General features: G+C 57.2%; 9 protein-coding genes and 2 pseudogenes. 2 read left to right on the forward strand and 9 right to left on the reverse strand.

Annotated elements, in window-relative coordinates; genetic code table 11:
• Positions 1 to 535 precede the first annotated feature (535 nt).
• On the forward strand, positions 536 to 1,465 hold the full coding sequence (locus EN991_RS07110) for a 2-oxoglutarate and iron-dependent oxygenase domain-containing protein (protein WP_063170383.1): 930 nt from the start codon (positions 536 to 538) through the stop codon (positions 1,463 to 1,465).
• 476 nt (positions 1,466 to 1,941) lie between these two features.
• Entirely contained in the window at positions 1,942 to 2,382 is a 441-nt protein-coding gene (locus EN991_RS07115) for a GNAT family N-acetyltransferase (protein ID WP_158515807.1), read from the forward strand.
• Between the two features lie 142 nt (positions 2,383 to 2,524).
• Here the strand turns inward: EN991_RS07115 and EN991_RS07120 are convergent.
• The 9 genes and pseudogenes from EN991_RS07120 to EN991_RS07160 form a co-directional block, all read right to left on the reverse strand.
• Positions 2,525 to 2,755, reverse strand: a pseudogene (locus EN991_RS07120) (IS3 family transposase); the annotation flags it as partial.
• Positions 2,756 to 2,872: 117 nt separating this feature from the next.
• Positions 2,873 to 4,042 carry a Xaa-Pro peptidase family protein gene (locus EN991_RS07125; protein ID WP_063169356.1) on the reverse strand — a complete coding sequence of 390 codons (1,170 nt, stop codon included), beginning with the start codon at positions 4,040 to 4,042 and terminating at the stop codon, positions 2,873 to 2,875.
• 81 nt (positions 4,043 to 4,123) lie between these two features.
• A complete protein-coding gene (locus EN991_RS07130) occupies positions 4,124 to 5,392 on the reverse strand; it encodes an acetyl-CoA carboxylase biotin carboxylase subunit family protein (RefSeq protein WP_082826583.1) in 1,269 nt (422 codons plus the stop codon).
• Positions 5,393 to 5,705: 313 nt separating this feature from the next.
• Positions 5,706 to 6,149, reverse strand: coding sequence for an aspartate 1-decarboxylase (panD, locus tag EN991_RS07135; RefSeq protein ID WP_063169354.1), 444 nt, complete (start codon positions 6,147 to 6,149; stop codon positions 5,706 to 5,708).
• A 986-nt stretch (positions 6,150 to 7,135) separates the two neighbouring features.
• Positions 7,136 to 8,329: pseudogene (locus tag EN991_RS07140) on the reverse strand (IS256 family transposase).
• A gap of 756 nt (positions 8,330 to 9,085) precedes the next feature.
• Positions 9,086 to 9,553, reverse strand: a complete 468-nt coding sequence (locus EN991_RS40775; protein ID WP_224571101.1) for a transporter substrate-binding domain-containing protein — start codon at positions 9,551 to 9,553, stop codon at positions 9,086 to 9,088.
• Entirely contained in the window at positions 9,531 to 9,899 is a 369-nt protein-coding gene (locus tag EN991_RS07150) for a GNAT family N-acetyltransferase (protein ID WP_063169352.1), read from the reverse strand. Before EN991_RS07150 ends, EN991_RS40775 begins: the two co-directional genes overlap by 23 nt.
• Before the next feature lie 328 nt (positions 9,900 to 10,227).
• Positions 10,228 to 11,688: an aldehyde dehydrogenase family protein gene (locus tag EN991_RS07155; protein ID WP_063169351.1), complete on the reverse strand. Its 1,461-nt coding sequence runs from the start codon at positions 11,686 to 11,688 to the stop codon at positions 10,228 to 10,230.
• A gap of 225 nt (positions 11,689 to 11,913) precedes the next feature.
• Positions 11,914 to 13,013 (reverse strand): diaminobutyrate--2-oxoglutarate transaminase (locus EN991_RS07160; RefSeq protein ID WP_127368455.1); only part of this gene is annotated, 1,100 nt, incomplete at its 5' end.

Genomic DNA, 13,013 nt, shown 5'->3' on the forward strand with positions numbered 1-13,013 from the left:
CGTCCCTGAGCTTGACCGCTCGACCCGGATAGCGTCGAAAAAGACTATGGGATAGGAAAATTTCGAGCGGTCGGTTTCTGCCATTCGGCCATCGTCCGGGACGGCGTGTGTGATGGACGAGCTCAGGTAGCTGGCGATACCTCGCGTCATAGAGCTCTTCGAGATGGCCGATCCTGCCATGAAACCCGGAGGTCGGCGCTGGTCTGGATTGAGCCTGGAAGTCATAAAGCAATTCAGAATTGTAAATCGCTCTTAGTATCTTGGCCGTGATAATGTTAAACTAACCGCGACGGATGTAACAATATATACAACTATATTAACATACAAATCGTTGTTATCTTCACCAGGAAGCGCTAGAGATCAATTGCTAAGACGGAATCACCGCCCAGCCATCGGCTTAGCCTTAGAATGGGACATCATGTCGACTTTCGTTATTATTGGAAGAGACGGCGCGTTGCCCACATCCAAGGAACTGTCGACTTTGAGAGCCGCGGCAAACACTAATCAACTTAAGCGCCCAAAAAGGGGATTGACTATGACCACGCTGCCGAAAATTTCACTTTCGAAATTGAGAGACGATGCAACGCGACGTGACGAGCGCCAGCGCCTGCAAATGGCATGCCAGGAATACGGGTTCTTCTACCTTGTCGAGCACGGCATCCCCGGGGAACAGATCGCGCAAGCCATTGAGGCTTCCCGGCGATTCTTCGCATTGCCACAGTCGGTTAAGGAACGCTACGGGCACGCCTTTCAGGACGTGTACCCCACTGCCGCCCGTGGATACAGTCCTTTACACGGCGAAATGCTACATCCTGAGGCCGGCTTCGATCCAAAGGAGGTATTCGACCTCGGAATTGAGAACGAAGGCGACCGGCGTCCGTTCTCCGGCCGCACGCGCCTTCCGGATGAAGCCTTGGCTCCTGGCTTCGCAAGAAACCTGCTTGCTTTGCAGGCTACCGTGCTCGCCGGGATTGTCCCCCAGATCGGGGATGCGCTGGCGGACCTGATAGGTATGGAAGAGGCATGGTTCCAACGCCATTTCAGCACGCCGACGCTTGGGCAACGCGTGATACGGTATCCAGCTCGCGGCGGCACTTGCGCAAAGCACACGGATCATGGCTTCTTCACGCTGCTGCTGCAAGAGGAACTCCCCCTGCGTTCCTTGCAGGTGTGGTTCCGCGGTCGATGGATGCCGGTGCCGAGCCTGCCCGATAGTCTCGTAGTCAATCTGGGCGACCTCCTTCAGGTCTTGAGCGACGGCCGCTTCAAGAGTACGCCCCACCAGGTCGTGCATAGTGGTCCGACTGATCGAATTTCGCTGCCCTTCTTTATTTATCCCGAGATCGACGCTCGCCTGACTTCGCGACAAGGGCAGCAAGTTAGTGTTGTAGAAATGATGCTGCGCAACGTTGAGTCAATATGGGTGACTGGGAATGGCGCCGGACGCGCGCGCGAACTGCAATGATTGTCTGCTTTTCTAAAGCATGCGCAATTATGGCGCCGACGCGGTGCAGATCTCCGTGGTAAGCTGGAAGAACTCTCGCATCCGCTAGATTGTCCCGCCGTCGCGCGTGTAGCGCGGCGGTCGGAAGCCCGCTTCGGGATGAATGCACCTATGGTGTCAGATTGTTTGCATCGTGTGGTCGCAGGGAAAGATCGCACTAGATCTGCACCGCTGTCGCAAACGTGCTGCGGGAAAACCTGAGGGAACTTGATCCCATGATAACGCTCGCCCAACTCGCGCTTGACGTATCGCGAACCGAGCTCCCGGGAACCAGTTCCAGCGCGACCACGACGCCGTCACAGGCGGAAAGATCTTATAACACCCGGCGGTCGCGTGCTGCACGTCTTGCGGGCCGGTGGCAGTTATCGCAAGCCGTCAACCTTTCAGGCCGAACACCTCGCGCCCTGGAGCCCATTCTCAGCCGGAGCCCGCCCCTCATGGAGATTCGTCTCGCAGGCACTGCCGACCGCGATGCATGGCGGTCCCTTTGGTACGCATATTGCGCCGACCAAGGTCTCAATTCATCAGAACAGGCGACAGATAGGATCTGGCGGCGCATCGAGCGCCCAGACGAACCGATTAACGCGCTGATCGCGGTCTCAGCAACTGGCGTTACCATAGGTTTTGCTACCTTTGTCATTCACCCGTATACTCTTAGCGATCGTCCGGTCTGTTTTCTCGCAGATCTCTATGTCGACGAGTCTTCGCGGCGCCAGGGGATTGGCCAAGCCATGCTCACGAATCTGGCCTCCTACGGTCGCGACCAAGGCTGGCTGAGAATCTATTGGAATACGGACAGATCAAATTATCATGCGCGGGCGCTCTATGACAAGATCGGTAAATTGAGTCCATACCTTACCTACTACTATGACCTGTAGACTTGCTCTGAGGTCGTAACGAAAGCGCATTGACCTGCCCCAGTCTTTTAAACAGTGGCGAGTAGACTAGAGGTGCAGCCATTTATGTTGCGCACATGGGCTTGCAGCGGAATGTATTTTCGGCGCGATGATCCATTGATCAGGCAAGGACCGTGTTCGAGGTAAACTCCGTGCGGTGGTCTGCGACGATCATGCCGGGCTTGCCGCGCTGGGCGATCAGGTCGTCAGTTCGCGAGCAACGCGGCGACCAGAGATCTGTGTCCGGAATCGCGTAAGGCATTCGCGCGTCACGTCGTCGACGAGTTGATCGGCCGCAGGAGAACTGGTCGTACAGCGACCAGCGTGCGTTCGGCTTCGCCTCGACACGGATCGGCCCCGCATGCCGACCGCCGCTCGCCGTCCGCACTTCAACAAGGTAGGCGACATCTCGTCGACCGGCAAGATCTATTCCGGACGTCCGCGCTGTCGTTATGACAAGCCATATTCTAATTTAGATCTCAAAAATCTTCCGGGGAGCAGTGGTCAGTACCTCGACGCCGGAGTCTGTGACACGGAACGTTTCGCTGATGACGTATCCAAAATCCTCCTCGATCCAATTACCTAACATCAGGTGAAAGGTCATGTTTGGTAGCAACTCTGTCATATCGCCATCCTTAAGGCTTGCGGTCGGCTCCAACCAACCAATGCCGTGTGCATAGCCGCAACGCGTCTCCTTTTTGAGGCCCCGCTTCTCGATGCTGCGATTGAAGGCGTTGGCAACATCGCTGCAAGTCGCTCCTGGCCGTATCGCATCAAGAGCGACCTCAAGGCCGGCGACTTGGATCTCATGCACGCGACGTAGACGATCGGAGGGTGAGCCGATCGTGTAAGTGCGCATAAGCCCAGCACAGTAACCATATCGCGCACCGCCGATTTCGAGATTCACCTGCGATCCATAGCGAAAAACGTCCTCGCTCCACGGAATGTGGCACGTTCCCGTTCGCGGTGATGAACACAAACTTATTCCCTCGATCCCGCTTCCTGGCTTACCGTTTGCGCCGCGCACCAACGTTGCCACAATTTCCGCGCACGCGTCTGCTTCACGCACCCCGGGGCGTATTACCTCAGCAGCGCGTCGAATCGCGGCGTCTGAGATTGCCGCCGCCTCCCGCATTACAGCTATCTCGAGATCTGACTTGATGAGCCTTTTCCAAGTGACCGCCTTAGTAGCATCGACGATCGTGGCACCAGGCAGGCGCATCCTAAACTTTTTCGCCGATTGCGATGGAAGGCAGCATAGCTCGATTCCTATGCCTCGACTCGCGAGGCCGACGTCCTCCAAGTAATCGACTACCGCGTCATAGCCATCCTTGTCAGGATTTCCAATATACGCTTCGGGGTATGCGACGATTTTGTCGCGCTCCATAAAACATTGATGAATGGCTGCCGGCGCATCACAGCGGCGCAGAATGAACGTCGGTTCCTCTTCTCGTATCGAAACCACAACGGCCTGAGGAACATAGGCTGATAGCGCGGTGTACCCCGTGAGATAGGTAATGTTATGTTGGTCGGAAACGACGAGCGCGTCGATATCGCACCGACCCATTTCGAACTTCACCGAGCCGAGCCGGCGAAGGTATTCACTTCTAGGGAATGCCTGGGGTCCCTTGGATATATTCATAAGTTTGAACTCCAGCTATGCTTTTGACAACAAGGCGAGCTATTGCGGGTAAGAGTTCTTATGCTGGCGACGGATCACCTCTCAGTTGGGGGGGAGTCGTGGGGCTGCAGATCGCTCCTGTTCGCCCGACGGCGGTGTGATAGACCAAGCGATTAAGTCGACAGCTCGTTGGAGTATCGCTTCGGTCTGAGCAAGGCTGGGTGAAACGGCGACGACATGTCCTATCCAGTCTCGAAAATCGCCTTTCCTGAAGATCGGCGCGTTGGGTTCAACATACAATTTGATTTCAGCGACACCTGGTACCGCGATCGCCTGACTGCCGCCATCGATCCAATCGAGGGTGCCGTCGCAATCAGCAACTAGGAACCGCGCGGCTGCGGTCTGCAAATGCCTTCTGCGCAAATCCCATTCCTCGCCGACGACAAGCTTGATGTGCTCGGTGACCAGATCGACACCGCTCGCCAGTTGGACCAGTTCAGGCTCAAGCGCACCAGCAAGACGCGGATTCACTTCGATTACAACCGGGCCATGATTAGTCAACCGGAGCTCGATGTTCGTTGGCCCCCAATTAAGGCCAAGAGCTTGCAAGCACCTCAGCGAAACATCAACGATACGGTCATGATCGTCTTCCGCAAGCGGGGCCGGGAAGGTCGTTTCACGGAAGACGAAATGCGGTGGGGGGCCGAAATCAACGGCGACAATCCCAATAACCTCATTGCCCATTATCTCCACGCTATAAAAAGGGCCGCGCGCGAATTCCTCAACCAATATCCTCGGCGAAGACGGCCAGATGTGCTTCCCACCCAACAGATAGGTCGTGTGGTCAGCTAACTCATCGGCGTTGCGGCACAATCGGACACCGATGCTACCGCTGCCGATTGCCGGCTTAACAATTACGGGAAAGCCGATCTCCGCGACAGCGCTTTCTACTTCTGCCACATTCAGCGCCATGCGATAAGCGGGTATCGGAACTCCGGCTTCCGCAAGTAGCTGGCGCTGAGAGAATTTGTCACAGCATCGTTCAATCAATTCGGGGTTGGGTCCCGGTAAGTCGAAATGCCGACATAGTTTGCCAACGGTTGCATAGACCGACTCGTCGATGCCCGAGAAGCCCGTGATACCAGCGATGTCATTGGTCTCACGCAGCCTGGAACATTCGCGAATCAAGGTATCAAGATTGGTTGTATCGACACGGATTGCCTCGCTTCTTTCCGCCGCAAGATACTCGTACTGTGTTGGATCAACTGATAGTGTAATTGGATGAAAGCCAAGACGCCGGGCCGCGTGGATGTATCGTATTCCATTACCTCTTGCATGGCCTTCAACCAGGATGAGAGCTTTCCTTGACATTGGCTGTTCTCCACTCTGCGTTTTTGTCGATAGGTCGTTTTGCCATCGTGGACCTCAGACTTAAAGACAACGATCCAAGGCCAAACATTCCGTGAAATTGGTCGCCTCTACCCGCAGCCGCTGGCTGAAGCTGAAGTTGCCTTTGGCGCAGCAAAATCGTCTTCCCAGATCTGGGCAGAACCGATTGGGCTTGATGGCAACTGACCGAATAGTGGCCGAGTGGGATAATGCACTGTATCGCGTACCAGAGTACTGGGGACGAGTACGCCCTTGACCGGGACCCGGCGCCACGAGCTGTCACCGAAAGGCCCTACTAGGGAGTGAGTTTTAGCGCGTTATCGCCGGGAGAGCCCTCGCGAATCGAGAACGTTATCCTTCCATCGTCGTCTATTGCACCCTCGTAGAACATGTGGTCGCAGATAGAATTATCCCGGTGGAAAGTCAGCACTCGCGGCTTGATCTCCACCATCTGATGCTCCTCGATGTATGCGGAGGAGCAAACGATTATTTCGTCCCCGACCTGACAGGTGCGAGCAGCGGCTCCGTTCAGCACGCAGCAACGAGAACCCCGCTCTCCATAAATCACGTAAGTGCTGATTCGAGCGCCCGATGATTTATTCCAGATTTCAACGAATTCCATTGGAAGGATGCCGGCTTCGTCGCAGTGATCTGGATCCAAAGTTATTGAGCCCCGGTAGTTCAAATTCGCGTCGGTCACAGTTATTCCATGAAGCTTGGCGGCAACAAATTTTCTCATCTACATTTCCTCTCGGCGGTGGGACACTGCGTCGACAAGCGATTGCTGTGTCTTGGTTTCAGGATGGATGGATGGACGTTCTGCGATTTGTCGTATTGTGGTTCTTAGGACAAAATTGATTACTCTGGCGTGGCCAGCACGAGACAGTCAGGCGAAGGCTGGTTGTGGTGGGCGGAGGCATTGCCGGCCGGCTGTCCCCCATTGGTAATGCCATCCGATACAGTTCCGACATGTTCCGTTCCTTTAATTAGTTGTGATTTCAGGTGACTGTGCCAATCGGCCCGTTCAACTGGATCGCACACAAAGTTGCAAACCTCGTGCCAAACTGGCTAATCAGGCCGGAAACAGAAATGCGTGATCTCTTTCAGCTATTTAGGTGAGCAGACCACGGATCGGATCAAGAAGGCACGTCGCGGACGCGACAAAATGTTGAGTGTAGGACGGGTTGAGGTGGCGCCCTTCTGCTGGTGGTCGTGCGGCCGATCTGGGCATCGTTGACTTCTGGCGGCGGGGATGTCGAGGACGCTCGGGTATTGGCTGTTCGGATCTTAGACGCGTGCAGCCTCATGCCTCGAATGCGGCCGTTTTACTTGTCCCAGTCGAGGCCTGCCTAAATGTTTGATCTCAGGTTTTGATGGGGCATCCTTATCTTCCGAATCAAAGGATGCACTATGGGCCAGGTTCTTCATGGGAGCGCCACGACGACAGAGGCGGTCCGTCGGGCGCCCGCTGATCAAGGGTTTGTTTTCAGCGATGGGATGGTCGCGGGGCTTACGCTCCTAAGGACGACCTTAAGAGCCCAGCCTCGCTACCGTGCCATGATCGCGCAAGGCGGCCCTCGCCGGAGGCGTACCCGAGGATCGCCCCTGACCAACAAGGAAAAGCCGGATCGACGCGGTCATGTATCCTCTAAGAGTTGTCATGACGCTTACCTCCTTCAGGTTGTGTGCGTCAAGTTCTGCAAAATGGGGCGGCCACGATGCTGGTCATGCGGCTTGGCGTAGAGCGAGCTTCTTGTGCTCGCGCAGATCGTCCATGTTGATGTAGCGGTTGGCCTCCATCCAGTTCTCGTTGGTCTCGCAGCCAGCGCCCTGACGAGGCGCAGGCAGCTTTCATTGGGGAAGATGCGCATGACATTGGTGCGCCGGCGGATTTCCTCATTGTGCCGTTCAAGCATGTTGGTGCTCTTGAGATGCTTGTGATGCTGGCGCGGCAGGCAAAAGAAGGTCAGCGTGCGCTCGATGGTCTCCTCCACCCAACTCGTCAGTCGCGGATAGCGGCCCGACCATTTGGACAGCCATGCGGCGAGATCGGCCTTGGCCTCGGCGAGATCGCGCCGGTCATTAGAGCCAGCGCAAGTCCTGCAGGCAGTCGGCGCCGTGCTTTCTCGGCAGGTGATCGAGCGCGTTCCTGAGGAAGTGGACGTAGCAGCGCTGCCAGGCGGCTTCGGGGATCACCTCGCCGATCGCCGCGACCAGGCCGGCATGATTGGCGGAGACAACCAGCTCGACGCCCTTGGGGCTGCGCGCCTTCAGCGCGACGAGGAAATCCCTCCAGGCCGAGCGGCTTTCGCGATTGGCCATCTCGACGGCCAGGATCTGGCGCCGGCCGTCCCAGTCGATGCCGACAGCGATCAGCACCGCCTGGCTCATGACGACGCCGGCCTCACGCACCTTCTCTTAGCGCGCATCGAGGATGAGGTAAGGAAACGGCTCTTGAAGGGGGCGCCTGGCAAAGGCAGCGAGGCTCTCGTCCAGCCGCTTGTTGATGGCCGAGATCGACGAGGCCGAGAACGCATGGCCGCACAGCTCTTCCGTGATCGCCTTGACCTTGCGGGTCGACACGCCCTGCACATACATCTCCGCAAGCGTCGCCACCAAGGCCCGCTCCGAACGCTGGTAACGCTCGAGAAGCTCGGTCGAGAAGCGGCCGGCCCGGTCCTGCGGAACCCGCAGCTCAAGCTTGCCGACCCGCGTGACAAGGGTGCGGCCGTAATAACCCGAGCGGTAGCCGAGCCGCTCAGGTGTGCGCTCGCTCTTCGAAGCCCCCAGCGCCTCGTCCATCTCGGCCTCGAGTACCTCCTGCATCACCGCACGGATCACTTCGTGAAGTCCGTCCGGGTCCGAAAGCAGAATGTCTTTGATGGCAGCGCTGCCGGTCTTACTTTCAATCTTGGTCATGGTGGCGTTCCTTCGCGGGAATCGGTGACGTGAACAATCACCAGCCTGCCATGACCGCCCTCTCTCAGCGAATTTGCAGAACTGTCAGCACACACCCTCCTTCATCACAAACCCAACCGAACAACTGGGCAGGTGTTCCAAAAAACGCCGAGTTCCAATAAGGACTCAGGTCCTGGTCCGCTATTGTCACCCCTTCCAAGTCGATGTGTTCGTCACAAATCTTGCGCAATTGAGAAAGGTCGCCCGGGCGTACAACTCTGATTTCCACAGTATTCTCCTGCTTCTCGTTCCGGCACACGTCAGGGGATTTGCTTGCGCAGTTGCCTGATGTGGCAGGTGAGCCAGCCCGCATATTGGCCGTCGTATTGTGGGCCGCGACGCTCACATGTGCGCACCCGATGAAGTGTAGATGTGTTTGTTTCAGGCAATGAGGCGCGTCTTGTGAGCACCGCCACGGTGGACCTGAAATCGCCTCACAGACGCTTGCCCACTGAACACGTCCCCGCCATGACCGGGGACGTGTTAAGGCACATTGCCTTCAGCCTCTGCAGAGGTCAGCGGTCTTGCTGCCGTCCGCAGGTTGTCTTTGCCGTAGCCGTATTTGCCGAATACTGCCATCATTTCGCCAGAGCCAACATAGTCCTGCATACGGCATTGAACGCGTCGACCGCAGCCTGCTCGTTGAGCTCGAAGGCGATAGCAGGATAGTTGGCTGGCGCGATGAACGAATCGGCCAGCTCAAGGCTGTGGTCCTTCTTAACAAGTCCAGTCGCTGTAAAGTAGTCGAGGGCACCGGCGGCGGCGCGACAGCCTGTCCGCCGGCGGTCCGGCGACCTGCATGATTTTGTCGTCGGCGATGCCTGACTTTTTCGCGTCCTGGACCGCGGTGTAGCCTGTATCACTGACGAAGGTGAGTCCCTTGTCACGCACATCCTCATAAGAATGCAGCCCTTCCGGGTTGCCCTTAGGCACCAGCAGTGCGCCTCTCTCCGTAGCGATCGGTTCGCTGAACAGCACGTTGCGGCAGCGCTCCGGCTTGATCCACATGCCGGCCGTGATGAAGTCGAAGCGGCTAGCCTGCAGGCCGGGGACAAGTGAGCCCCATTCGGTTACGACCGGCTCGATTCTATTCTCGTGTTTTTGCGCGACGCACGCAAATGCCAGACAATCCGATCCCCAAATTAATTCCCAGCACCGCAGGTTATTTGGTGTCCGCTTTTTCAACGAGACGCTCCATGAGCGTGCTGTAGGCGACAAAACCGGTGTGAGACCAGAAGGTCTTGCGGCCAGGATTGGTCTCCAGCACGTCGAGGAAAATCCTTGATTTGTTGTGGAAACGAGACCGAATAAGCAGCTCAAGGGTCCTGCAGCCAATCTCCGAACGTCGGTGTTGGCAGCTGACGTAGAATTGCCTCAAAAAGACGCGTTGCCCACTCGGCTCCGCATTGTCTGGCTCCAAACGATGAGTGGCGAGGCCCACAATCTCGCCGTTCTGGCTGAAGAGGTCGACCATCCAAATTTCGCGATTCACCAACTGAATAAACCGCTCCTTGAGTTCTGAAACCGTCATCGGGGTTTCGATGCTTCTCGGCCTCGATCAACTCGCGGTTCAACATTGCCAACTTGTCGAAATCTTCGGCGGCAGCTCTGCGAATCTCAATTGTCTCTGAAGCACTGTGATCCTCTCCTGACCCATGCGACCCACGCAGCGGGCTAGGCAATGCGCTCCTACATGTCCGTGGTGGGTAAAGCCCGTCCGCAGCCAAAAATCCTATGATTAGAGTTGTTCTCGATGACCTCCGATACGGATTCTCTCGCCGGGCTTATTTCGATTTGGTCGAGGTCATTGAATCCTGCATCGCCCGACAGCCGCGCCGTCGGTAGGGATCAGCAAGCGTTCAATTTCCAGATGGTGGCTGCGAGAGGCGGATACCAACGTTTCTCGTCTGAACGTAGCCGTCCAGCGCTTCCTGACCCTTCTCCCTGCCGTAGCCGGACTGGTTTATCCCACCGAACGGTGTTTCCACCCCGCCCACATACCACCCATTCACGTACACTTGACCGGCCCAAAGGCGGTCGGCGGTCCAGAGGGCCCGGTCAATATCCCGCGTGAACACGCCCGCTGCCAGACCGTGAACGGTGTCGTTCGCGAGATTGACGGCCATTCCCGGATTATCGAACGTGGTAACGGCAAGAACAGGACCGAATACTTCTTGCTGGAAGAGATTGCTGTCTCGCGCGACATCGGCAAACACCGTGGCCGCCATAAAGTAACCGCTCCGCTCCGAAAGCGCAGTCCCGCCGGTTACGAGTCGCGCGCCCTGCGAGAGGGCCGTCTGGCAGGCCCGCTCAACTCCTTGTCGTTGGTTTCGGGAGATCAACGGGGTGATGTCGCAGTTTTCGCGTCCTGGACCGACCGACAGTCCTTCGACGCAGACCCTCACTCTTTCCACCAGTTTGTCTGCAATAGAACGTTCCACAATAAGACGTGTAAGGTTGTTGCAATTCTGGCCTGCATTCAGAAAGGTCCCGACGCGTACCGCTTCCACAACGCAGTCGAGGTCGGCATCGGAATACACAACTGCAGCCGACTTTCCGCCCAGTTCCATTATGCAGGGCACGATCCGATCCGCTGCCGTCTTGAGCACCGTCCGCCCAGTAGTAATCGAGCCCGTGAAGACGATGTGGCGAACGTCGGGATGTTCGATCAGCGCCTGGCCTGCCGTTTGGCCGTATCCAGTGAGCACGTTGACCGCTCCGGCAGGCAGCCCCGCTGTCTCACAGGCACGCGCAAGTTCAACTCCGGAAAGGGGAGCTAGTTCCGGCGACTTCACCACGACTGAGTTGCCGGTTGCGATGGCGCAGGCCAGCGAGCGGGCCGTCAGTTCAAGTGGACCATTCCACGGAACGATCTGGGCGGACACGCCGAAGGGACTTCTGACTGTGTAGTTGACCAGGTTGGCCCCGCGCGGGATCGAGCGCCCTTCAAGTTTGTCGGCCAAGCCACCATAGTATCGCAGGTATCTGATGGCGGTCTGAACCTCGCCATCGGCAAGTTCCAATGCCTTCCCCGTCTCCGCGCAGTTAATGGCTGCGATCTCGTCGAAACGCGCTTCAAGGGCGTCGGCAACGCGAAACAACATGCGACCGCGATCATACGGATGCATGTCTATCAGCACGCGGTCGCGAAAAACGCGGTGAGCAGCAGTAACGGCAAGCTCGATGTCTTGGGGTCCTGCTTCAGCTACGACAGCAATCGTTTCGGCGCTCGCCGGGTCATCGACCTCGATGCGTGTGCCGGACACAGAATCCCGCCACTCGCCATCGATATAATTTTTGACTACGTCGTTGCTGGCCATCCAGTCCTCTTTCTTATCGCTCGATTTTCTTCGAATTGGCGCAGCGACAGTGGTCGGCGCCGCAGGAAGAACGGCAACCGTGGTATCGGTCCGGCAGTGAAAGCCCTAGTCTGCCGTTCAGCCGCTCCGAGTTCGCCCACTGCCACATGCCACGGAACGGCCTTCCCGTTCCGTGACTGCGAGCGGCCCGATTTTGGACCTGCTAGTGGCCCGGTGCTTTGTCGGCTAGCGAGCCGCGCCTCCACCGTCGAGGGTAGTCGCTACTGCGCCAATGCTGTCGCGAATGATGGACAGACCACGCCGAAGGTCAGCCTCGGCGATGGTGAGGGCAGTCATGAACTTAAGCACCTCACCGTATGAGCCGGCGATCTCGATCACCAAGCCCCGACGAAAAGCCTCCTGGGAGACCAGACCTGGCAAGGAGTGGTGCTTCGGTGAAACGAGTCCGTACATCAGACCGCGGCCTCGCACGCTCAGGCCGAGGGTGGGGAATTCCTCGGTAATCGCGTTGAGTTCTTGGACCAAGATCGCAGACTTGCGAGCGATCTCATCCTCGAACTTGGAGTCGGACCAGTAAGCTTCGAGGGCCGCACGAGCAGTGACGAAAGCATAGTTGTTGCCTCTGAAGGTCCCGGTGTGTGCGCCCGGGGCCCAGACATCAAGTTCAGGCTTGATGAGAATAAGGGCCATTGGGGTTCCGATCGCCGACAAAGATTTGGACAGGGTAACGATGTCCGGCACAATTGCAGCCGCTTCGAAACTGAAGAAACTGCCCGCGCGACCGACCCCGGCCTGGATGTCATCGAGGATCATCAAGATTCCGTGCCGCGACGTTAGCTCGCGCAGCCGTTGCAGCCAAGTAACGCTCGCAGCATTGATGCCGCCTTCACCTTGGATCCCTTCCAGGATCACCGCGGCAGGTTTGTCGAGGCCACTGTTGGGGTCATTGAGAAGCTTTTCGAAGTAATCGATTGTGTCAACTGACGCCCCCAGGTAGCCTTCGTATGGCAACGATGTCACATGGGCGAGGGGAAACCCGGCAGCGGCCCGGTGCTCCTTGTTTCCCATCGCTGCCAATGCTCCAGCGCTTTCCCCATGGAACGAGTTGGTAAACGAGACGATGTTCGATCTCCCGGTCACCTGGCGAGCCAGTTTTAGACTCGCTTCGACCGCGTTCGTACCTGTGGGGCCGGGAAACTGTAATTTGTATGTCAGACCACGAGGCTTGAGAATGTATCGCTCGAAAGCTTCGATGAAGGCTTTCTTGGCCGTCGTGGCAAGGTCCAGCCCATGCACAATTCCGTCGCGCTCGATATAATCCTGTC

It is taken from the genome of Mesorhizobium sp. M7A.F.Ca.US.005.03.2.1 (genome assembly GCF_003997795.1).
Lineage (GTDB): Bacteria > Pseudomonadota > Alphaproteobacteria > Rhizobiales > Rhizobiaceae > Mesorhizobium > Mesorhizobium ciceri.